The 23055-nt window shown below is 60.3% G+C and carries 18 protein-coding genes; 13 read left to right on the forward strand and 5 right to left on the reverse strand.

Annotated elements, in window-relative coordinates; all coding sequences use genetic code 11:
- Window positions 1-70 precede the first annotated feature (70 nt).
- Entirely contained in the window at window positions 71-388 is a 318-nt protein-coding gene (locus VRB54_RS20020) for a Rieske (2Fe-2S) protein (RefSeq protein ID WP_338478499.1), read from the forward strand.
- Here VRB54_RS20020 and sfsA read toward each other — a convergent pair.
- Both sfsA and VRB54_RS20030 read right to left on the reverse strand, forming a co-directional pair.
- The gene (gene sfsA, locus VRB54_RS20025) at window positions 385-1098 is read right to left on the reverse strand and encodes a DNA/RNA nuclease SfsA (RefSeq protein ID WP_338478500.1); all 714 of its coding nucleotides are present in this window, start codon (window positions 1096-1098) and stop codon (window positions 385-387) included. The two genes, VRB54_RS20020 and sfsA, sit on opposite strands and share 4 nt — an antisense overlap.
- Complete coding sequence (locus VRB54_RS20030) at window positions 1098-2270, reverse strand: pyridoxal phosphate-dependent aminotransferase (protein WP_338478501.1); 1173 nt, start codon at window positions 2268-2270, stop codon at window positions 1098-1100. The genes sfsA and VRB54_RS20030 overlap by 1 nt, the downstream gene beginning before the upstream one ends.
- A 318-nt stretch (window positions 2271-2588) precedes the next feature.
- Here VRB54_RS20030 and dksA point away from each other — a divergent pair, with 318 nt between their 5' ends.
- The 12 genes from dksA to VRB54_RS20090 all read left to right on the forward strand — a co-directional run bounded on the left by dksA (window position 2589) and on the right by VRB54_RS20090 (window position 19252).
- Window positions 2589-3032 (forward strand): RNA polymerase-binding protein DksA, encoded by a 444-nt coding sequence (gene dksA, locus VRB54_RS20035; RefSeq protein WP_003235002.1) that lies wholly within the window; start codon window positions 2589-2591, stop codon window positions 3030-3032.
- Window positions 3033-3113: 81 nt separating this feature from the next.
- On the forward strand, window positions 3114-4001 hold the full coding sequence (gene gluQRS, locus VRB54_RS20040; protein WP_338478502.1) for a tRNA glutamyl-Q(34) synthetase GluQRS: 888 nt from the start codon (window positions 3114-3116) through the stop codon (window positions 3999-4001).
- Between the two features lie 62 nt (window positions 4002-4063).
- Entirely contained in the window at window positions 4064-4240 is a 177-nt protein-coding gene (locus VRB54_RS20045) for a hypothetical protein (RefSeq protein WP_003176118.1), read from the forward strand.
- Window positions 4224-7178 (forward strand): sensor histidine kinase, encoded by a 2955-nt coding sequence (locus VRB54_RS20050; RefSeq protein WP_162276121.1) that lies wholly within the window; start codon window positions 4224-4226, stop codon window positions 7176-7178. The genes VRB54_RS20045 and VRB54_RS20050 overlap by 17 nt, the downstream gene beginning before the upstream one ends.
- Window positions 7179-7200: 22 nt before the next feature.
- The gene (locus VRB54_RS20055; protein WP_322214504.1) at window positions 7201-8628 is read left to right on the forward strand and encodes a sigma-54 dependent transcriptional regulator; all 1428 of its coding nucleotides are present in this window, start codon (window positions 7201-7203) and stop codon (window positions 8626-8628) included.
- 709 nt (window positions 8629-9337) lie between these two features.
- Window positions 9338-10744 (forward strand): polynucleotide adenylyltransferase PcnB, encoded by a 1407-nt coding sequence (locus VRB54_RS20060; protein WP_338478503.1) that lies wholly within the window; start codon window positions 9338-9340, stop codon window positions 10742-10744.
- A 2-nt stretch (window positions 10745-10746) separates the two neighbouring features.
- Entirely contained in the window at window positions 10747-11232 is a 486-nt protein-coding gene (gene folK, locus VRB54_RS20065; RefSeq protein WP_338478504.1) for a 2-amino-4-hydroxy-6-hydroxymethyldihydropteridine diphosphokinase, read from the forward strand.
- A 351-nt stretch (window positions 11233-11583) separates the two neighbouring features.
- Window positions 11584-12384, forward strand: coding sequence for a 3-methyl-2-oxobutanoate hydroxymethyltransferase (panB, locus tag VRB54_RS20070; protein ID WP_209984887.1), 801 nt, complete (start codon window positions 11584-11586; stop codon window positions 12382-12384).
- Entirely contained in the window at window positions 12381-13232 is an 852-nt protein-coding gene (gene panC, locus VRB54_RS20075; RefSeq protein WP_338478505.1) for a pantoate--beta-alanine ligase, read from the forward strand. Before panB ends, panC begins: the two co-directional genes overlap by 4 nt.
- A gap of 224 nt (window positions 13233-13456) precedes the next feature.
- Window positions 13457-15121: a glucose-6-phosphate isomerase gene (gene pgi / locus VRB54_RS20080; protein WP_338478506.1), complete on the forward strand. Its 1665-nt coding sequence runs from the start codon at window positions 13457-13459 to the stop codon at window positions 15119-15121.
- A 93-nt stretch (window positions 15122-15214) separates the two neighbouring features.
- Window positions 15215-16231, forward strand: coding sequence for a class I SAM-dependent rRNA methyltransferase (locus VRB54_RS20085; RefSeq protein ID WP_338478507.1), 1017 nt, complete (start codon window positions 15215-15217; stop codon window positions 16229-16231).
- Between the two features lie 87 nt (window positions 16232-16318).
- Window positions 16319-19252: a DUF748 domain-containing protein gene (locus VRB54_RS20090; protein ID WP_338478508.1), complete on the forward strand. Its 2934-nt coding sequence runs from the start codon at window positions 16319-16321 to the stop codon at window positions 19250-19252.
- 277 nt (window positions 19253-19529) lie between these two features.
- Here the strand turns inward: VRB54_RS20090 and VRB54_RS20095 are convergent, their stop codons facing one another.
- The 3 genes from VRB54_RS20095 to rpsO all read right to left on the reverse strand — a co-directional run bounded on the left by VRB54_RS20095 (window position 19530) and on the right by rpsO (window position 23016).
- Window positions 19530-20150: a BON domain-containing protein gene (locus tag VRB54_RS20095; protein WP_338478509.1), complete on the reverse strand. Its 621-nt coding sequence runs from the start codon at window positions 20148-20150 to the stop codon at window positions 19530-19532.
- A gap of 296 nt (window positions 20151-20446) precedes the next feature.
- Window positions 20447-22552, reverse strand: a complete 2106-nt coding sequence (gene pnp / locus VRB54_RS20100; protein WP_338478510.1) for a polyribonucleotide nucleotidyltransferase — start codon at window positions 22550-22552, stop codon at window positions 20447-20449.
- A gap of 194 nt (window positions 22553-22746) precedes the next feature.
- On the reverse strand, window positions 22747-23016 hold the full coding sequence (rpsO, locus tag VRB54_RS20105) for a 30S ribosomal protein S15 (RefSeq protein WP_003176135.1): 270 nt from the start codon (window positions 23014-23016) through the stop codon (window positions 22747-22749).
- Between the last annotated feature and the right edge of the window lie 39 nt (window positions 23017-23055).

The following is a 23055-nucleotide window of genomic DNA, read 5'->3' on the forward strand; positions in this document are numbered from 1 at the left end:
ATCAACTGACGGACGAAGCCGGCATTTGATAATTGTTTTCATTTGGACGTCAAGGCACTTGAGGATTGAAATGAAATTTGTCTGCCCCTCCGATACCCTCGCGCCCGACAGCAGCCTCGGCTTTGAAATAGACGGATGCAAACTGTTGGTCGTACGCCGCGATGGCATTGCCTACTTCTATATCAACCGCTGCCCTCATCGCGGTATCCCGCTGGAATGGCAGCCTGATCGCTTCCTCGATGACAGCGCCAGCCTGATCCAGTGCGCCACCCACGGTGCGTTATTCCTCATCGAAAGTGGCGAGTGCATCGCCGGGCCCTGCGCAGGTCAAAGCCTCACCGCCCTGCCCGGCCGCGAAGACGAACGCGGTCTTTGGGTGCAACTCTAGTCGCCGAGCAGCACCTGGAGTCTGCGGTCTACCACGATTTCTTCGTGGGTCACCCTCACCCCGTAGGCCAGCACCTCGACGCCCGCCGCCTTGGCCTCACGCAGGGCGCCAGCATAGCCGGCGTCGATTTCCACGGCAGGCCTCACCGCTTCGATCCCGGAAAGATTCACGCAATACAGTTGCACCGCACGCACCCCGCTGCGAGCCAGGTGTGCCAGTTCGCGCAAGTGTTTCGCGCCACGCTGAGTCACCGCGTCGGGAAACGCCGCCACCGCCGAACCGTCAAACCCCAACGTGACGCTTTTGACTTCGACATACGCCGCCCCCTCCTGATATTCCAGGCGAAAGTCGATCCGGCTTTTCTCCTGACCGTACGGCACCTCTCGCTTCAGCGCGGTAAACCCGTTGAGCTCGCTGATCACCCCGGCGCGCAGCGCCTCCTCGACCAATTGATTGGCACGCGCCGTATTCACGCACGCCAGCCGGCCCTGAGGGGTTTCGGCAATTTCCCAGGTGCCGGGCAACTTGCGCTTGGGGTCATCGGAACGGCTGAACCAGACCTGCCCGCCCTCGACCATGCAATTGAGCATCGAACCGGTGTTCGGACAGTGAATAGTGAGCAACTCGCCGGTAACGGTCTCGATATCGGTGAGAAAACGCTTGTAGCGGCGAATCAGCCGCGCTTCTTCAAGGGGAGGATAAAAGCGCATCAGCCTTGCCAGCTCCGCAAGCCACGGGCGATGCGTTCCACCGCCTCCTGCAGGCGATCGAGGTTTTGCGTGTAGGCAAAACGCACGTGATGACCGGCCTGGTAGCGGCCAAAATCCAGTCCCGGCGTAAATGCCACGTGTTCGGTCTCGAGGAAATGCCGGCAGAACGCAAAGGCATCGCCGCCGAATGCGCTGATATCGGCGTACAAATAAAACGCCCCTTCCGGCTCCACCGCGATACCAAAGCCAAGTTCGCGCAGGGCCGGCAGCAGGAAATCACGGCGGCGGCCGAACTCGGCGCGACGCGCTTCCAGAATGCTCAGGGTTTGTGGGGTAAAGCAGGCAAGCGCAGCATGCTGGGCCATGCTCGGCGCGCTGATGTAGAGGTTTTGCGCCAGCTTCTCCAAATCCGCCACCGCATCGGGGGGCGCCACTAGCCAACCGAGGCGCCAGCCGGTCATCCCGAAATACTTGGAAAAACTATTCAGGACAAACGCCTCATCATCGACCTCAAGCACGCTGGCGGCATCAGTGCCGTAGGTCAGGCCGTGATAGATCTCATCCACCACTAGGTGCCCATTGCGCGCCTTGATTGCACTGGACAACCCGGCCAGTTCGTCCCGCGTGAGCAGGGTGCCGGTAGGGTTGGCCGGCGATGCGACAAGGGCGCCTACGCTGTCCTGATCCCAGTGTTTGGCCACCAGCTCGGCGTTCAGTTGATAACGCACGTCCGGCCCAACCGGCACCAGTTGAGCGGCACCCTCCACCAGGCGCAGAAAGTGTCGATTGCAGGGATAGCCGGGGTCCGCCAACAGCCAGTGCTTGCCAGGATCGACCAGCAAGCTGCTGGCCAATAACAAGGCGCCGGAGCCACCGGGCGTAATCAGAATACGCTCAGGGTCTACGTTCAACCCGTAGCGCTGCTGATAAAACCCGCTGATGGCCGCACGCAACTCGGGCAACCCACGGGCGGCGGTATAGCGTGTCTTGCCATTGGCCAGCGCGGCCTGGCCGACCTGGATGATGGGCTCGGCAGTGGTGAAGTCCGGCTCACCGATTTCCAGGTGAATCACATCCAGGCCCGCCGCCTGCAGCTCATTGGCTCGCGCCAGCAACGCCATGACATGAAACGGTTCGATGGCGCGGCTGCGCGCACTGTAGGGCTGGGCCATTAGCCTTCCTTAAAGCGTGAGAACAAAGTCAGGATTCTACCGAACCCTTGCGTTAATACATGCTCTATTGCCTGTTCGGCCGCCCCACATGGGCCAGCACGTGCCAGCAAAACGACTAAAATAAACCTTCGAGGCGCTCCACGCCTAACCATGGCGGGCTGCAGCGGTTGGCAGCCCTGTCGAGATGCCTCGACAACCGGGAGTGGCGCACCCCGAATCTATCTGGTAAGTTCGCCCGCTTGCAGCCGCAGGGCCGGCAGGTGTCGGTGACGTTGCAATCCTGCGCAATGGATTAGAAGAGTGAGAGGCGGTCTATTCATGTCCACCCAAGCAAAGCAACAGCAGACTCAAGGCCTCGGCGGCTTCGACCCTTATGTGGAAAAAAAGGGCGAGGAGTACATGGGCGAGCCCATGCGCGAGCACTTCACCAAGATCCTGAACAAGTGGAAACAGGACTTGATGCAGGAGGTTGATCGTACCGTTGACCACATGAAGGACGAAGCAGCCAACTTCCCTGACCCGGCCGACCGTGCCAGCCAGGAAGAAGAGTTCGCTCTGGAGCTGCGCGCCCGTGATCGCGAGCGCAAGCTGATCAAAAAGATCGACAAAACGTTGCAACTGATCAAGGACGAGGAATACGGCTGGTGCGAATCCTGCGGCGTCGAGATCGGTATTCGCCGCCTGGAAGCCCGCCCAACCGCGGACCTGTGCGTAGACTGCAAGACCTTGGCTGAAATCAAGGAAAAACAGGTCGGCAAGTAATTACTGCCGAACTGAACGAATGGGGCGTGCAAACGCCCCATTTGTGTATCTGGCGTTCCTGTTTCCAGTAGTATCCGGCCCATGACAGCCTCTACCTATATAGGGCGTTTCGCCCCCACGCCCAGCGGCCATTTGCATTTCGGCTCCCTGGTCGCCGCCCTCGCCTCCTACCTCGACGCCCGCGCCAACCATGGCCGCTGGCTGATGCGCATGGAAGACCTCGACCCTCCCCGCGAAGAACCTGGCGCCCAGGCCGCGATCCTGCACGCGCTGGAAAGCTATGGCTTTGAATGGGATGGCGAGCTGGTCCGACAAAGCGAGCGGCACGAAGCCTACGCCAAGGTGCTGAACGACCTGTTCAACCATGGCCTGGCGTACGCGTGCACCTGCTCACGCAAACAGCTGGAACCCTACAACGGGATTTACCCCGGACTGTGCCGCAACGCCGGGCACGACCAGCAGGACGCCGCGATCCGCCTGCGTGTGCCCGAGCTTGCCTACCATTTTACCGACCGCGTTCAAGGCGAATTCCGACAGCACCTGGGCCGCGAGGCTGGCGATTTCGTCATCCGCCGCCGCGACGGTCTGTACGCCTATCAACTGGCGGTGGTGCTCGACGACGCCTGGCAGGGCGTGACCGACATCGTGCGCGGCGCCGACCTGCTCGATTCCACGCCGCGTCAGCTGTACCTGCAGGAATTGCTGGGCCTGCGCCAACCGCGCTACCTGCACGTGCCGCTGATCGTGCAGCCGGACGGCAACAAGCTGGGTAAATCCTACCGTTCGCCGCCGCTGACTCAGGACCAGGCCACCCCGCTGCTGCTGCGCGCCTTGCGCGCCCTCGGCCAGCAACCCGATGACGAACTGCTTCACGCCAGCCCACGGGAATTGCTGGATTGGGGCATCCGGCACTGGGATCCGCTGCTGATCCCGCGCACGCTCACTCTGGCCGAAGCGCAATTGAGTTGAAGGCGCTTGCAGCCGGCCCGGCATCCGTTACCATCGCGACAGTTTTTTAATCAGAGGCCAACATGTACATCTATCGATTGGTCCTGCTGCTGGTCGTCGGGATCTACCTGTTTTCCCCCGCCATCATGGATTGGTGGATCGACGCCACGGGCGCCTGGTATCGCCCTTATCTGCTGTGGCTGATCCTGATCGTCGTGACTTTCATCCTGCAGAGCCAAAAAGATGCCGATGAGCTTTAGCCTCACCCAGATGCTGCTGATCAGCGCCGCCTACCTGGCCGCGCTGTTCGCCGTCGCCTGGATCAGTGAGCGCGGAATGATTCCGCGGGCGATCATTCGCCATCCGTTGACCTACACCTTGTCCCTGGGCGTGTATGCCAGCGCCTGGGCGTTTTATGGCACCGTGGGCCTGGCTTACCAGTATGGCTACGGGTTTCTTTCCAGTTATCTCGGGGTGTCCGGGGCCTTTTTGCTGGCGCCGGTGCTGCTGTACCCGATCCTGAAAATCACCCGCACCTACCAGTTGTCCTCCCTGGCCGACCTGTTCGCCTTCCGCTTTCGCAGCACCTGGGCCGGCGCGCTCACCACCATCTTCATGCTGATCGGCGTGCTGCCCTTGCTGGCCCTGCAGATCCAGGCGGTAGCCGACTCCATCAGCATTCTCACCCGCGAGCCGGTGCAGCACCGCGTGGCCCTCGCCTTCTGTGCTCTGATCACGCTGTTCACGATTTTCTTCGGCTCACGGCATATAGCCACCCGCGAGAAACATGAAGGCCTGGTGTTTGCGATTGCCTTCGAGTCAGTGATCAAGCTGATCGCCATCGGCGGTGTGGGCCTGTACGCACTCTACGGCGTGTTCGACGGCCCGCAACAGCTGGAACTATGGCTGCTGCAAAACCAGACCGCCCTCGCCGCCCTGCACACGCCGCTGCAGGAAGGCCCCTGGCGCACGCTGCTGCTGGTGTTCTTCGCCTCGGCGATTGTGATGCCGCACATGTACCACATGACCTTCACCGAAAACCTCAACCCGCGCTCGCTGGTCAGCGCCAGTTGGGGCCTGCCGCTGTTCTTGTTGCTGATGAGCCTGGCGGTGCCGCTGATCCTGTGGGCCGGCCTCAAGCTTGGGGCCACCACCAACCCGGAATACTTCACCCTCGGTATCGGCATCGCCGCCAACAGCCCGGCCCTGGCGTTGCTGGCATATGTCGGCGGTTTGTCGGCGGCCAGCGGGCTGATCATCGTCACCACCCTGGCGCTGTCGGGCATGGCGCTCAACCACCTGGTGCTGCCGCTGTACCAGCCGCCGGCCGAAGGCAATATCTACCGCTGGCTAAAGTGGACGCGCCGCGCGCTGATCGTCGCGATCATCATGGCCGGTTATGGCTTCTACCTGATGCTGGGTGCCGGCCAGGACCTGGCCAATCTGGGCATCGTTGCCTTCGTCGCCACCTTGCAATTCCTGCCGGGCGTGTTGTCGGTGCTGTACTGGCCAACCGCCAATCGTCGCGGTTTTATCGCCGGGCTGCTGGCGGGTATCCTCGTATGGGTGGTGACCATGCTGCTGCCGCTGGTCGGCAACCTCCAGGGCTTCTATATCCCGCTGCTGAACATGATCTACGTGCTCGACGACACCAGCTGGCACATGGCGGCGATTGCCTCGCTGGCGGCCAACGTGCTGATGTTCACGCTGATCTCGCTGTTCACCAATGCCAGCCCAGAAGAAACCAGCGCTGCCGAAGCCTGCGCGGTGGACAACGTACGCCGCCCGCAACGCCGCGAATTGCACGCGGCCTCGCCCCAGGAGTTCGCCACCCAACTGGCCAAGCCGCTGGGTGCCAAGGCGGCGCAGAAGGAAGTCGAACAGGCGTTGCGCGACCTCTACCTGCCCTTCGACGAACGCCGCCCCTATGCCCTGCGCCGCCTGCGCGACCGTATCGAAGCCAACCTGTCCGGCCTGATGGGCCCCAGCGTGTCCCAGGACATGGTGGAAACCTTCCTGCCTTACAAGGCCGGCGGCGAAAACTACGTGACCGAAGACATCCACTTCATCGAGAGCCGGCTGGAGGACTACCACTCGCGCCTCACGGGCCTAGCCGCAGAACTCGACGCCCTGCGCCGTTACCACCGCCAGACCTTGCAGGAGTTGCCGATGGGCGTGTGCTCCCTGGCCAAGGATCAGGAGATCCTGATGTGGAACAAGGCCATGGAAGAACTCACCGGCATTGCCGCGCAACGGGTGGTGGGCTCGCGCCTCAATACGCTCGGCGATCCGTGGAAAGAGTTGTTGCAGGGTTTTATCAACCTGCCCGACGAGCACTTGCACAAGCAGCACCTGGCGCTCGACGGCCAGACCCGCTGGCTCAACCTGCACAAAGCCGCCATCGACGAACCCCTGGCCCCCGGCAACAGCGGCCTGGTGCTGCTGGTGGAAGACCTGACCGACACCCAGATGCTGGAAGACAAGCTGGTGCACTCCGAGCGCCTGGCCAGCATTGGGCGACTCGCCGCCGGCGTGGCCCACGAGATCGGCAACCCGATTACCGGTATCGCGTGCCTGGCGCAAAACCTGCGCGAAGAGCGTGAGGAAGACGGCGAAATCACCGAGATCAGCGGACAGATCCTTGAGCAGACCAAGCGCGTGTCGCGCATCGTGCAGTCGCTGATGAGCTTTGCCCATGCCGGCGCCCATCAGAATCAGGACGAGGCGGTGTGCCTGGCCAAAGTAGCCCAGGATGCCATTGGGCTGCTGGCCTTGAACCGGCGCAATTTCGAGGTACAGTTCTTCAACCTGTGCGACCCGGAACACTGGGTCGACGGCGATTCACAACGCTTGGCCCAGGTATTGATCAACCTGCTGTCCAACTCCCGCGACGCAACGCCCGCCGGCGGTGCGGTGCGGGTCAAGACCGAGGCTTTCGAGCACACGGTCGACCTGATCGTGGAGGACGAAGGCAGCGGCATTCCACAGAACATCATGGACCGACTGTTCGAACCTTTCTTCACCACCAAGGACCCCGGTGAAGGCACCGGTCTGGGCCTTGCGCTGGTCTATTCCATCGTTGAAGAGCATTATGGACAAATCACCATCGACAGCCCGGCTGACCTTGAAAGCCAACGCGGCACCCGTATACGGGTGACCTTGCCGCGTCATGTCGAAGCGACGTCCGCTGTGAACTGAGACCGTCGAGAGAATTGAATCAATGCCGCACATTTTGATCGTCGAAGACGAAACCATCATCCGCTCTGCCTTGCGTCGCCTGCTTGAGCGCAATCAGTACCAGGTCAGCGAAGCCGGCTCGGTGCAGGAAGCGCAGGAGCGATTCAGCATTCCCACGTTCGACCTGATTGTCAGCGACCTGCGCCTGCCCGGCGCACCGGGCACCGAGCTGATCAAGCTGGGCCAGGGCACTCCGGTGCTGATCATGACCAGCTACGCCAGCCTGCGTTCGGCCGTGGACTCCATGAAGATGGGCGCGGTGGACTACATCGCCAAGCCGTTCGACCACGACGAGATGCTCCAGGCCGTGGCGCGCATACTGCGTGACCGTCAGTCGGCTGGCAGCACACCGGCCGAACCGCGCCCTGCCGGCAAAACCGCCGAAAAGCCGGGCGTCGACAACAGCAACGGCGAGATCGGCATCATCGGCTCTTGCCCGCCCATGCAGGATCTGTACAGCAAGATCCGCAAAGTGGCGCCCACCGACTCCAACGTGTTGATCCAGGGTGAGTCCGGTACCGGTAAAGAACTGGTGGCCCGTGCACTGCACAACCTGTCCAGGCGCGCCAAGGCCCCGATGATCTCGGTGAACTGCGCGGCGATCCCCGAATCCCTGATCGAGTCCGAACTGTTCGGCCACGAAAAAGGCGCGTTCACCGGCGCCAGCGCCGGGCGTGCGGGCCTGGTGGAGGCGGCGGATGGCGGCACCTTGTTCCTTGACGAGATTGGCGAGCTGCCACTGGAAGCACAGGCACGGTTGCTGCGGGTATTGCAGGAAGGCGAGATTCGACGCGTCGGCTCGGTGCAGTCGCAGAAGGTCGATGTGCGCCTGATCGCCGCGACCCACCGGGATCTCAAGAGCCTGGCCAAGATCGGCCAGTTCCGCGAAGACCTGTATTACCGCCTGCACGTAATCGCTCTCAAGCTGCCCGCCCTGCGTGAACGTGGCGCCGACGTCAACGAGATCGCCAATGCGTTCCTGCTGCGCCAGAGTGCGCGCATCAACCGTACCGATCTGACGTTTGCCCCGGACGCCGAGCAGGCGATTCGGCACTACTCGTGGCCAGGTAACGTGCGCGAACTGGAGAACGCAGTGGAGCGTGCTGTCATCCTGTCGGAGAGCCCGGTGATTTCCGCCGAGCTACTGGGTATCGATATCGAACTAAGTGATCTGGAGGATGACGACTTCATCGGTCTGGCGCCGCAATCGGGCGGGAGCAACACCAGTCATGAGCCGACTGAAGATCTGTCACTGGAAGATTACTTTCAGCATTTCGTGCTCGAACACCAGGACCACATGACCGAGACCGAACTGGCGCGCAAGCTGGGTGTGAGCCGCAAATGCCTGTGGGAACGGCGTCAGCGCCTGGGCATTCCGCGGCGCAAGACCGGCGTCGCCAGCGAGAGTTGAGGGGGCGGTCTCACAGGTAACACCCTCAGATGTGAAAAAACTGTTACCGCAGATATTTCGCGTAACAAAAGCCGGGGCTTACGGTAACGAAGCCCCGGCTTTTTTTCGTCCGCCAAAAACCTGAAAGCGCTTCAACCCCCTGACTTTACTGGGCGGCGCAAAAGTTGGCACGCACCCTGCTATATGCTTAGTACAAAAACAATAACAAGCTCTGAACAAGACAATAAAAATAAGACGAATCGACTCACGCATAACAAAAACAACACGGCGGAGGCGCAGCTAACTGATTCTTTTGGAGAGGCGTTGCATTTGGGGCTTGCCCCGCAACCAGGCCGAGAACAACAAAAACTGCCCTAAGGCAGAGCCTGAACTGGTTGGATCGTAGATCAGCAACACAGCGACCAAAGCAATCCGTTTGCTCTTGGCTCCCGATTGGGAGTGTCATGAAGGTGAAGCTTCCTGACGAGGGCGATCAATAAAAACAAGAAGCCCGACACCAATAATAAAAATAGAGTACGCAACTACTTCTGGGGGAGCTTCGGCTCCCCTTGTAGTTTCCGCGATTTATGCCTCCCGGCAGTCGTTTGAAGCTTTCAGAGCAACGCTTGCAGCTTGTTCCTACACCATCCCCTGACTAAATGCTAGAATCCCGGCCCATCATGCGGTCATTCTTCGTTATGGCCGAACATTCCTTCAAACAGTGCATCCCATGCTGAAGAAGTTGTTCCAGTCATTCCGTTCTCCCGTGCGTCGTACGCAACACATTCGCAGCACGCCTGAAGTGCTTAACAGCAATCAGCATTCATTGCAGCGCGCTCAGTTCAGCCGCTACGCGGTGAACATCGTCGAACGTTTGCAGAACGCCGGCTACCAGGCCTATCTGGTGGGCGGCTGCGTACGTGACATGCTGCTTAATATCACACCCAAGGATTTCGACGTCGCCACCAGCGCCACGCCGGAGCAAGTGCGTGCCGAGTTTCGCAATGCGCGCATCATCGGGCGCCGCTTCAAGCTCGTGCACATTCACTTCGGCCGCGAAATCATCGAGGTCGCGACCTTCCGTGCCGGTCATCCGCAAAACGATGAAGAGGAAGACACCAACCAGTCCTCCCGCAACGAAAGCGGGCGCATCCTGCGCGATAACGTCTACGGCACCCTGGAAGAAGACGCGCAGCGCCGCGACTTCACTATCAATGCCCTGTATTACGATCCGGTCAGCGAGCGCATCCTCGATTACGCCAATGGCGTGCCCGATATTCGCAACAACCTGATCCGCCTGATCGGTGAACCGACGCAGCGCTACCAGGAAGACCCGGTGCGCATGCTGCGGGCCGTGCGCTTTGCCGCCAAGCTGAATTTCGGCATCGAGAAACACACTGCCGCACCGATTCGCGAACTGGCCCCGATGCTGCGCGAAATCCCTTCGGCGCGGCTGTTCGAAGAAGTGCTCAAGCTGTTCCTTTCGGGTTATGCGGCCGACACTTTTGAGATGCTCGTCGACCTGCAGCTGTTCGATCCTCTGTTTCCGGCCAGCGCCGAAGCCTTGGAATACAACCCGACGTACACCCATACCCTGATCAGCGAAGCGCTGGCCAACACCGACCTGCGCATCAAGCAGAACAAACCGGTCACCCCGGCATTCCTGTTTGCCGCGCTGTTGTGGCCAGCCTTGCCAAAACGCGTGCTGCGCCTGCAGGACCGTGGCATGCCGCCGATTCCGGCGATGCAGGAAGCCGCTCACGAGCTGATCACCGAGCAATGCCAGCGCATCGCAATCCCGAAGCGCTTCACCATTCCCATCCGCGAGATCTGGGACATGCAGGAGCGCCTGCCACGCCGCAGTGGCAAACGCGCCGACATGCTGCTGGACAACCCGCGCTTCCGTGCCGGCTACGACTTCCTGCTGCTGCGCGAAAGCGCCGGCGAGCAGACCGACGGCCTGGGAGAATGGTGGACCGATTACCAGGACGCCAACGACAGCGGGCGCCGCGACATGATTCGTGACCTTGGCAGCAAAGGCGATGGTGAAGGCGTGGCGCCCAAAAAGCGTCGGCGCAGTAGCAGCAGCAAGCGCAAACGCAGCGGCACCGATGCCTCGGGCGCCTCAGGCGAATAAACGTGGAACGTATCTACATCGGCATGGGCAGCAACCTCGCTGCCCCGGATCAGCAACTGCGCAGCGCTATCGAGGCGCTGGCGCAGTTGCCAGGCACCACCGTCGCCGGTGTCTCCGCCTTCTACCAAAGTGACTCCCTGCTCCCGGGCCAGCCGCGCTACACCAACGCGGTGGCCGCCCTGAACAGCAGCCTTGCGCCCCTGGAACTGCTGGATGCGTTGCAAGCCATCGAGAACGATCAGGGCCGCGAGCGCCTTGAGCGCTGGGGGCCACGCACACTCGACCTGGACATCCTGCTGTTTGGCGATCACGTTATCGACGAGCCTCGTCTGAAGGTGCCGCATTACCAAATGCACTTGCGCGCGTTTGTGCTCTATCCGCTGGCCGAATTGGCCCCGGCAAATTTCCATTTACCGGACGGCCAGCCTTTAAGCCACTTGCTGGCAACTTGCCCGTTCGAAGGCCTGGAACGCATTCCCCAGAACTGACTCGGTCAATGTGGGAGCTGGCTTGCCTGCGAAGGCATCGACCCGGTCCAACGGAAGACCGAGGTGCTTGCATCACAGGCAAGCCAGCTCCCACCTATGATCTCCACCGCCTTCAACCTGCTGAATCGCATCAGTAACAGGGGTAACACCGCCCTCGTAACAATGCGGTAACACATCCAATTGACTTCCCGTGTCCTCCTCACGACTATAGGCGTCCCGCTGCCGCCAACCCGGCAATGAAGGGCGCAATCCAGGCCTTATAAGCACTGCTCTCAAGACGGTGCGCCTGTATAAACGAAGACTCACGCGCGTTACTCGCTGTTTCCAAGCGCCTGAACGAGGACCCTTTCGATGCCAGACATTACCCTGACCACCTTGCAGAGCCTCAAGCTCAAAGGTGAAAAAATCACCATGCTGACCTGCTATGACGCCACATTCGCCAACGCCTGCTGCCAGGCAGGCGTCGAAGTGCTGCTGGTAGGTGACTCCCTGGGCATGGTTCTTCAAGGGAATGACAGCACGCTCCCCGTCACCACCGATGAACTCGCCTACCACACCGCCAGCGTCAAGCGCGGTAACAAAGGCGCGTTCATCATCGCTGACCTGCCGTTCATGGACTACGCCACCGTCGAACAGACGTTCCTCAACGCTGGCAAGTTGATGCGCGCCGGTGCGCACATGGTCAAGGTCGAAGGCGCGCTGTGGCTCGCCGAGTCGATCCGTCTGCTGGCCGAGCGCGGCGTACCGGTGTGCGCTCACATGGGCCTCACGCCGCAGTCGGTGAACCTCCTCGGCGGTTACAAGGTGCAGGGTCGCAACGAAGCCCAGGCGCGCCAGATGCGGGCTGATGCCATCGCCCTGGAGCAAGCCGGCGTTGCCATGATCCTGCTTGAATGCGTGCCCAGCGAACTGGCCGCAGAAATCACCCAGGCTGTCAGCGTGCCGGTCATCGGCATTGGCGCGGGCTGCGCCACCGACGGCCAGGTGCTGGTGTTGCACGACATGCTCGGCTTGTCGATTACCGGTCGCGTGCCCAAGTTCGTGAAGAACTTCATGGCCGGCCAAGACAGCATTCACGCAGCCTTGAGCGCGTACGTCGCCGAAGTCAAAGGCGTGACCTTCCCCGCCGCCGAACACGGATTTTCTGCATGAACACCGTAAAAACCCTGCGTGAACTGCGCGCTGCTGTAACCCACGCCCGCAGCGCTGGCAAGCGCATCGGCTTCGTGCCGACCATGGGCAACCTGCACGAAGGCCATGCCACCCTGGTGACAAAGGCCGTGCAGCAAGCCGACTTCGTGGTCGCGAGTATCTTCGTCAACCCGCTGCAATTCGGCGCCAATGAAGACCTGGACAAATACCCCCGCACCCTCGCCGCCGACCAGGAAAAACTACTGCAGGCCGGCTGCAATTTGCTGTTCGCACCGACCGTCGAGGAAATGTACCCCGCAGGCATGAGCGGCCAGACCCGCGTCAGCGTCCCGCACCTCTCCGAAGGCCTTTGTGGTGCCAGTCGTCCCGGGCACTTCGAAGGCGTCGCCACGGTGGTCAGCAAGTTATTCAACATGGTGCAGCCGGACATCGCCGTGTTTGGCCAGAAGGACTACCAGCAACTGGCGGTGATCCGCGCCATGGTGCATGACCTGAACATGCCGATCCAGATCATCGGCGAGCCCACCGTACGCGCCGAAGACGGCCTGGCGCTGTCATCACGCAACGGTTTTCTCTCCGAGCAGGAACGCGCCATCGCCCCGGTGCTGTATCGCAGCCTCAGCCGCATCGCTGCGGCCATCAAGGCCGGCGACCATGACTTCGCCAGCCTGCGTGCCGAACAGGTGCGGCAGATCGAAGCCGCCGGGTTGCGCCTGGATTACCTCGAAGTGCGCCAGGGTGTGCATTTGCGCCCCGCCACAGCGCAGGACAAGGACATTGTGATTCTGGTCGCGGCGTTCCTGGGCAGCACCCGGCTGATCGACAACCTGCACTTGAACCTCAACTGACCCCGCCCAGGCAGCCCGCCGGTTGCCCTGATCGCCGTGCCGGTATAAAAAAGTACCGGCCACGGCGCAGACAAAGCCAAGACATATCGACACGCTAGGTTTAATGTAATCGCCCGGCGCTAAGGTTAGCGCTGTCCGCAACCCAATTGTTGCGACAAGACTGGACGTTCCGGGCTTTGAAGTGTCCTAAAGGCAGTCCCCGTAATAAAAGGAAACCCGCAGCGATGGCGTACTACCGCACTCCTCATGACGTTACCGCGCTGCCCGCCTGGCAAGCGCTCAATCAACATCGCCAAGCCATGCAGGATTTCAGCATGCGCGAAGCCTTTAATGCCGATCCGCAGCGCTTTTCCCAGTTCACCCTGAGCAGCTGCGGGCTTTTCCTCGATTACTCGAAGAACCTGATCACCAGCCAAACCCGTGACCTGCTGGTGGGCCTGGCCGATGAAGTGGGCCTCAAGGACGCGATCAACGCGCTGTATGCCGGCGAACCGGTCAACTCCTCCGAAGGCCGCCCTGCCCTGCACACCGCCCTGCGCCGCCCGGTAGGCGACAAGCTGTCGGTGAACGGCGTGAACATCATGCCGGACGTGCACAAGGTGCTGAACCAGATCACTGACCTGGTCGGCCGCATTCACGACGGCCTGTGGCGCGGCTACACCGAAAAGCCGATCACCGACGTGGTGAACATTGGCATCGGTGGTTCGTTCCTCGGCCCGGAGCTGGTCTCCGAGGCGCTGTTGTCTTACGCCCATAAGGGCGTGCGTTGCCACTACCTGGCGAATATCGACGGCAGCGAGTTCCACGAGCTGACCATGAAGCTGCGCGCCGAGACCACGCTGTTTATCGTCTCGTCAAAATCGTTCAACACCCTGGAAACCCTGAAAAACGCCCAAGCCGCCCGCGCCTGGTATCTGGCCCAGGGTGGCTCGGAAGCCGAGCTTTACCGCCACTTCATCGCCGTGTCGAGTAACAACGCGGCGGCGGTGGCCTTTGGTATTCGCGAAGAAAACATCTTCCCGATGTGGGACTGGGTTGGCGGCCGTTATTCGCTGTGGTCGGCCATTGGTCTGCCCATCGCCCTCGCCATCGGCATGTCCAACTTCAAGGAACTGCTGTCGGGTGCCTACACCATGGACCAGCATTTCCTGACCGCTCCGTTCGAGCAGAACATGCCGGTGCTGCTGGGCCTGCTGGGCGTGTGGTACGGCAACTTCTGGGGAGCGCAGAGCCATGCGATCCTGCCGTACGACCACTACCTGCGCAACATCACCAAACACCTGCAACAGTTGGACATGGAATCCAACGGCAAGAGCGTGCGCCAGGACGGTACGCCCGTGGTCACCGACACCGGCCCGGTTATCTGGGGCGGCGTGGGCTGCAACGGCCAGCATGCGTACCACCAACTGCTGCACCAGGGCACCCAACTGATTCCGGCCGATTTCATTGTGCCGATTGTCAGCTTCAACCCGGTGTCCGACCACCATCAATGGCTCTACGCCAACTGCCTGTCGCAAAGCCAGGCACTGATGCTCGGCAAGACCCGCAGCGAAGCCGAAGCCGAGCTGCGCGACAAAGGCATCGCAGAGGACGAAGTGCAGAAGCTGGCCCCGCACAAGGTGATCCCGGGCAACCGTCCGAGCAACACCATTGTGGTCGAACGCATCAGCCCGCGTCGTCTCGGCGCGCTGGTGGCTATGTATGAGCACAAGGTGTTCGTGCAGAGCGTGATCTGGGGCATCAACGCCTTCGACCAGTGGGGTGTGGAGCTGGGCAAGGAGCTGGGCAAGGGTGTTTACAACCGCCTGACCGGCGCCGAAGAAACCTCGGCCGAGGACGCGTCCACCCAAGGCCTGATCAACTACTTCCGCGGTCGTCATCGCGGCTGATACCTGCCTCAACGCGACCCCGGCCTGCTCAGGCCGGGGTTAGCTGTTAAACTCCCCGCCCCTGTTTTCCTCATTTACAGCAAGGCGCGCTCCATGTCCCCCCTGAACCAGGCGCTGCGCGCCGCCCTCGATCATCGCCAAGACCTGATCAACGAACTGCACGCCCAGGGCACCGACTGCTATCGGCTGTTTCACGGCAGCCAGGAAGGCGCCGGCGGCCTGACTATCGACCGCTATGGCCCGCAATTGCTGGTGCAAAGCTTTCATCAGTCGCTGGACACCGCAGACCTGCTGGATCTACATCAACAGATCAATCAGTTCATCGGCCTGGAATTGCTGCTGGTGTACAACGACCGCTCCCGTGGCAACTCGCGCATCGACCGTGACGATACGGTGTATCGCGCCGAGCCGGCGGCGCTGGAGGATCTGATCGGTCACGAATGGGGCCTCAACTATCGCGTACGCGGGCGCCACGCCGGGCAGGACCCGCTGTTGTTCCTGGACCTGCGCAACACCCGTGGCTGGGTCAAGGCGCACAGCGCCGGCAAAAGCGTGCTGAACCTGTTCGCCTACACCTGCGGTGTTGGCTTGAGCGCGGCGGCCGGCGGTGCCCGCGAGGTGTGCAACCTGGACTTTGCCGAGGGCAACCTGGCGGTCGGTCGCGAGAACGGTCTGCTGAACCCGCAATTGCCGACCATGGAGTTTGTGCAGTCCGATTACTTTCCGGCGATTCGCCAACTGGCCGGCCTGCCCATCACCCAGCGGCGCGGCCACACACTGCCAGCTTACCCGCGTCTGGAGCAACGCCAGTACGACCTGGTGCTGCTCGATCCGCCCGCCTGGGCCAAGAGTGCGTTCGGCACGGTGGATCTGCTGCGCGACTATCAGAGCCTGCTCAAGCCGGCGTTGCTGGCAACCGCCGACAATGGCGTGCTGATCTGCTGCAACAACCTGGCAAAAGTGGGCATGGACGATTGGCGTGAGCAGGTGCTGCGCTGTGCCGAAAAAGCCGGGCGACCGGTACGCGACTGGCAAATCATGACGCCGGGAGCCGACTTTCCGTCGCAGGATCAACAGCCACCACTGAAGACCCTGATCCTGCAGTTGTAGTCCTTTTCCCAATAGGCTCGGTGCTTCGGAACCGATAACCCGTGCCATACTCCAAGGCACTCCTGTTCGATATAGATGGCGTCGCCCATGTCCAAAGGATTGATCCGCGCCATTGGCGCACTGCTGACCGCACTGGCTCTGTACAGCTTGCTGGGTTTTCTGATTCTGCCGGGCATCGCGCTTCGTATTGCCAACCAGCAACTGGCCCATTACGCCACGGTGCCGGCAAGACTGGAGCGTATCGAACTCAACCCGTTCAGCCTGGAAGTGACTGCCTGGGGCCTGAAAGTCGGCGAACCAGGCAAGGAGCAGGTCGGTTTTGAACGCCTCTATGCCAACCTGCAACTCGACAGCCTGTGGACCCGCGCGCTGCACCTGGCGGATGTGCAGCTGGACCAGCCCAAGACCGAGCTGCTGTTCGACAAGTCCGGCACATTGAACCTGGCGCAGCTGTTCAAACTGCCGCCCAGCGAGCCCACCCCGACAGACCCGGACGCCAAGCCATTCCCGCTGCGTATCGACAGCGTCAAGCTGGCCGGTGGCTACGTGCACTTTCAGGACCTGCGTCCCAGCGAACCCATCGAATTCCTTTACGACAAGCTCGACTTCGAACTGAAAAACCTCAGCACATTGCCTGAAGACAATGCCGACATGACTCTGGTGGCCGCCGGCCCTGCGGGCGGGCAAATCGACTGGAAGGGCAATTTCAGCCTGGTGCCCATCACTTCTGAAGGCACCTTGAAAGTCACCGATGGCAAGATGAAAGCCTGGTGGCCCTATGTGCGTGACGCCTTGCCGCTGGTGCTGGAAGACGGGGTGCTGAATTTCGATACGCATTACACCTTCAGCCTGACCAAGGAAACCGAACTCAAACTGACCAATACCACGGCCAGCATCGCGCCGTTTGCCATCAAGGCCCCGGATGGCCGGCCGCTTGTACGCCTGGAGCGTCTGGACGTGAGCGACACCACGGTCGACCTGGCCAGGCAGCAAGTGGTGGTTGGCAAAATCCGCAGCAACAAGCTGGAAACCTGGGCCGCTCGCGAAGCCGATGGGCAATTGGACTGGCAGAAACTGTTCGCCAGCCAGCCGAACAAACCGGCCAGGGCGCCGGAACCAGCCAGCGCTCCGGCGACAGCCGACTCGCCCAAGCCCGCCCCTGCAGCACCAAGCAAACCGTGGCAAGTGCTGCTCAAGGACGTGCAACTGCGCAACTACCAGGTGCATCTGGCTGACCGTCAGGCTCAACCCGCCGTCGCGCTGGAGTTGGGCCCGCTGAACGTCGATGTGCAGAACTTCGACAGCCTTAACCAGAAACCCTTCACCCTCAAGCTCGACAGCGGCCTGGGCAAGCAGGGCAAACTCCAGGCCAGCGGTGAGGTGAACCTCAACCCGGTCAGCGCAAGGTTGAAGGTCAACACCCAGGATATCGACCTGCGGGTGGCGCAGTCCTACATCAGCCCGTTCATCCGCCTGGAACTGCGCAGCGGCATGCTCGGCAGCAACCTGGATGTAAACCTCACCAGCACCGATCCGCTGAAGCTGCAGGTCACCGGCCGGGCGCAGGTCGACCAGTTGCACACGCTCGACACCCTCAAGACCCGCGATTTTCTCAAATGGCAGCGCCTGGTGCTGGAAGGTGTGAACTATCAGCACGGCGACAGCCTGTCGATCGACAAGGTCAACCTGCTGCAGCCCTATGCGCGTTTCATGATCAACGATGACCGCACCACCAACATTGATGACCTGCTGATTCCGCAGCCGGCCAACAGTGGCGCCAAGTCGTCGGCCAAGCCGGCAGCGAGCAAAGACAAGCCGCTGGCCATCCGAATCGGCCAGGTGGCGATCAATGACGGTTCGGCCAACTTTGCCGACTTCAGCCTCACGCCCAACTTCGCCACTGCCGTGCAGCAGCTCAACGGGCAAATCGGCACGATTGACAGTCGCCAGGGCAAACCGGCCAGTGTCGATATCAAGGGCAAGGTGGACCGCTACGCGCCGGTCACCATCAAGGGCAGCGTGAACCCGTTTGATCCGATGGCAGCGCTGGACATTGCCACCAGCTTCAAACGTGTCGAGCTGACCACGTTGACGCCCTACTCCGGGAAATTCGCCGGTTTCCGCATTCGCAAGGGCCGCTTGAACCTCGACTTGCACTACGTGATCACCAAGGGCCAGCTGAAGGCCGAGAACAAGGTGGTGGTCGAGCAATTGCAACTGGGTGAAAAAGTCGACAGCGCCGATGCCGTGGACCTGCCGATTCGCCTGGCGATTGCACTGCTCAAGGACACCAACGGCAGAATTTCCCTTGAGTTGCCGGTGAGCGGCGACTTGAATAACCCGCAATTCAGCGTGATGCCGATTGTGTGGCAGACCCTGCGCAACCTGGTAGCTCGTGCGGCCACCGCACCGTTCAAGTTCATTGGCGGGCTGGTGACAGGGGGCAGTTCAGAGGATCTGGGCAGCGTGTCTTTTGCGGCAGGCTCAAGTGACTTGGACAAAGGCACCGAAAACGCCCTGAACACACTCGCCAAAGCCCTGAAGGAACGCCCTGCCCTGCGCCTGGAAATTGAAGGCACGGCGGCAGCCAGCAGCGACGGGCCGTTCCTGGCACACGAGCGTCTGGAGCGTGAATACCAGTACAACTACTACAAGATTCTGCAGCGCCGTGGCGACAAGGTTCCCGCCCAGGCATCACTGCTGGAAGTACCGGAGAAGGAAAAGGCACCATTGCTTGAAGGCATCTATCGCACCCGCCTTAAACAGCAACCGCCCACTGAATGGAAAGGCTTGAGTGACGCCGAGCGCGCGGCAAAACTGCGCGACGGCGTGCTCACGTTCTGGAGCGCCAGTGATGTGTTGCTGCGTCAGCTGGGTCAGGATCGAGCCAGTACCATCAAGGATTACCTGGTGGACAAGGGGCAGTTGGAAGATGACCGGGTTTACTTCATCGACACTCAATTGGGGCAGGCAGAAAAAGACGGTCGCGTCGTCACACCGATGCATCTGGATGCCGAGTGACCTGAAGACCCTATAGATCCAAATGTGGGACGGGGCTTGCTCCCGATAGCGGGCTGTCAGTTGATTTATTCATCACTGACCCGCCGCTATCGGGAGCAAACCCCTCCCACTTTTTTTGACTTGTGTACATCAGCCCCATAATAAAACAGGCCCCGGCACAAGTGCCGGGGCCTGTAATGACCACATCCGTGTGGTCGGTCGCATGAACTCCAGGGTGCGTTGGGTGGATATCTGACTCACCCGCTGCCGCCATTCAGTTCAATTGAGCCGTTGAGCGTTACTCTGCTTTCAGGCCATCAGCCGAAACAGCTTTAACGCCTTTGATTTTCTTGGCGATGTTTACAGCAGTGGTTTTCTGAGCTTCAGTCACCGCTACGGTGGAAGACAGGGAAACTACGCCTTTGTTGGTTTCGACTTTGATGTCGGTACCAGGAATGCCTTTCTCAGTTACCAGATCAGCTTTGACTTTGGTAGTGATCCAAGTGTCGCTGGTAGCGCCTTTGGCGTCATGAGCTGCGCCTTTGGTCTTGTCGATGTTGTCTGCCTTGGTAGCGCCGCCAGCCAGCAGGCCGTCAGCGGAAACAGCAGTCACACCTTTGATTTTCTTGGTGATGGCTACAGCGGTCGCTTTCTGCGAGTCCGAGATAGCTACCTTGGAGGACAGGGAAACCACACCTTTGTTGGTCTCAACCATGATGTCCGAACCTGGGATGCCTTTTTCAGTCAGCAGGTCAGCTTTGACTTTGGTGGTGATCCAGGTGTCCGAAGTAGTCTCTTTAGCCTGGGTCATTTCACCGGCGGCCAAAGTCATCGGGGCTTGGGAAGTCTGAGCAAAGGCTACGTTAGCACCCATGGCCAGAGTCAGAGCGGTAGCAGTAGCGAAAGCGAACTTCTTCATACGAGTAACTCCTGTTTTATTAAAAGTCTGCGGCGCGTAAACCTTGATGCTGCAGCGTTAACAGGGATATTGCAGGCAGTGTGCCAAGTTGCAGGACGGCATTAATTCCTTTAAAAACAAAGAGTTATAAAACCTCCATTTTCCCGGAATCGTGCAACTTGCATGAAGACGCCTGGATCTGCATGCAAGTTGCGGCTTTTGTCCGTGGTGCTAAACGGCTGATCACGCTTAGCTTTCGTGGGCCCATAAAAAAAGGACTCCGAAGAGTCCTTTTTCAGCGTGAAGCCTGGGGGTGATTAAACGCCCGAGGCCTTGGCTGCTGCAACGTCCTTGATGGACAGCTTGATACGGCCGCGGTTGTCCACGTCCAGTACCAGCACTTCCACTTCCTGGCCTTCTTTCAGAATATCGGTCACTTTCTCTACGCGAGCATCGCTGAGCATGGAGATGTGAACCAGACCGTCCTTGCCCGGCAGGATGTTGACGAATGCGCCGAAGTCGACGATGCGCTCAACCTTGCCGACGTAGATCTTGCCGATCTCGGCTTCGGCAGTGATGCCCAGAACACGCTGACGCGCAGCCTCTGCAGCTTCCTTGGATTCGCCGAAGATCTTGATCGAACCGTCGTCTTCGATGTCGATCGAAGCCTTGGTCTCTTCACAGATCGCACGAATGGTCGCGCCACCTTTACCGATGACATCACGGATTTTGTCGGTGTCGATTTTCATCGCGATCATGGTCGGAGCATTTTCCGACAGCTCGGTGCGCGACTGACCAATAATCTGGTTCATCTGGCCGAGGATGTTCAGGCGCGCTTCCAGGGCTTGGCCCAGGGCGATTTCCATGATCTCTTCGGTGATGCCCTTGATCTTGATGTCCATCTGCAGCGCGGTCACACCTTTGGCGGTACCGGCTACCTTGAAGTCCATGTCGCCCAGGTGGTCTTCGTCACCCAGGATGTCGGTCAGGATGGCGAACTTCTCGCCTTCTTTAACCAGACCCATGGCAATACCGGCAACCGGTGCCTTCATCGGCACACCGGCGTCCATCAGCGCCAGGGAAGCACCGCAGACGGAAGCCATGGAGCTGGAACCGTTGGATTCGGTGATTTCCGATACAACACGGATGGTGTACGGGAACACATCGGCGGTCGGCAGCATCGCAGCGATCGAACGACGGGCCAGACGGCCGTGGCCGATTTCGCGACGACCAGCGCCACCCATGCGACCACACTCACCGACCGAGAACGGCGGGAAGTTGTAGTGCAGCATGAACGGGTCTTTTTTCTCGCCTTCCAGGGTGTCCAGCAGCTGTGCGTCACGGGCAGTACCCAGCGTCGCAACTACCAGCGCCTGAGTTTCACCACGGGTGAACAGGGCCGAACCGTGAGTCTTCGGCAGCACGCCGACTTCGATGTTCAGCGGGCGTACGGTGCGGGTGTCTCGGCCGTCGATACGTGGCTTGCCGTTAACGATGTTTTCGCGAACGGTGCGGTATTCGATTTCGCCGAAAGCGGCTTTGACTTCGCTGGACGAAGGCTGGCCTTCCTCACCGGAGAGCTTGGCAACAACCTGGTCCTTCAGCTCGCCCAGGCGAGCGTAACGATCGGCCTTGACGGTGATGGCGTAAGCCTGGGAGATCGCGTCACCGAACTCCGAGCGGATAGCGCCCAGCAATTCTGTGGCTTCCGGCGCAGCAGCCCAGGTCCAGGTCGGCTTGGCAGCTTCGGCGGCCAGTTCGGTGACAGCCTTGATGACAGCCTGGAATTCGTCATGAGCAAACAGTACCGCGCCCAGCATCTGGTCTTCGGTCAGTTCTTTGGCTTCCGATTCAACCATCAATACGGCTTCGGACGTACCGGCAACGACCATGTCCAGGCTCGAAGCTTTCTGCTGCTCGTAAGTCGGGTTCAGCAGGTAGCCGGTGCTTTCGTGGAAAGCAACGCGGGCAGCGCCGATCGGGCCGTCGAACGGAATGCCCGAGATAGCCAGGGCAGCCGAGGTACCGATCATCGCAGCGATGTCCGGATCGGTCTTCTTGCTGGTGGAAACGACGGTGCAGACAACCTGCACTTCGTTCATGAAGCCTTCGGGGAACAGCGGACGGATCGGACGGTCGATCAGTCGGGAAGTCAGGGTTTCTTTTTCGGAAGGACGGCCTTCACGTTTGAAGAAACCACCAGGGATCTTACCGGCAGCGTAAGTCTTTTCCTGGTAGTGAACGGAAAGAGGGAAGAAGCCTTTGCTTGGGTCAGCGGTCTTGGCGCCAACAACGGTCACCAGTACGGTAACGTCGTCATCAACGGTAACCAGCACTGCGCCGGAGGCTTGACGGGCGATACGGCCTGTCTCGAGGGTAACGGTCGACTGACCGAACTGGAATTTTTTGATAACCGGGTTCACGGTGTCCTACCTTCTTTGTGGCTCTTGGGGAACTTGTCTTCTTGCGAAATTCTTGGGCAATGTCGGGAATCGGCCCAACGCCTGTCCAGGGTAAAACGTGTATCCAGATAAAACTTGAGGCTGGGAGCCTGCCATGGGCCAGCGGGAATCCCACTGACACACGGCAGACAACCAACCTCTAGCGCAATCGCTTGTTAGCGACGCAGACCCAGGCGACCGATCAGAGCCTGATAACGACCCAGATCCTTGCCTTTCAGGTAGTCCAGCAGCTTACGGCGCTGGTTTACCATGCGGATCAGACCACGACGGGAGTGGTGGTCTTTACCGTTGGCCTTGAAGTGACCTTGCAGCTTGTTGATGTTGTGGGTCAGCAGTGCAACTTGCACTTCTGGCGAACCAGTGTCACCAACAGCTTGCTGATAGTCAGCTACGATTTGTGCTTTTTCTTGAACGTCGAGAGCCATGAGGCAATCCTTTTTTCAGGAAACCACCCAAAGGGTGAT

It is taken from the genome of Pseudomonas trivialis (assembly GCF_036864995.1).
Lineage (GTDB): Bacteria > Pseudomonadota > Gammaproteobacteria > Pseudomonadales > Pseudomonadaceae > Aquipseudomonas > Aquipseudomonas trivialis.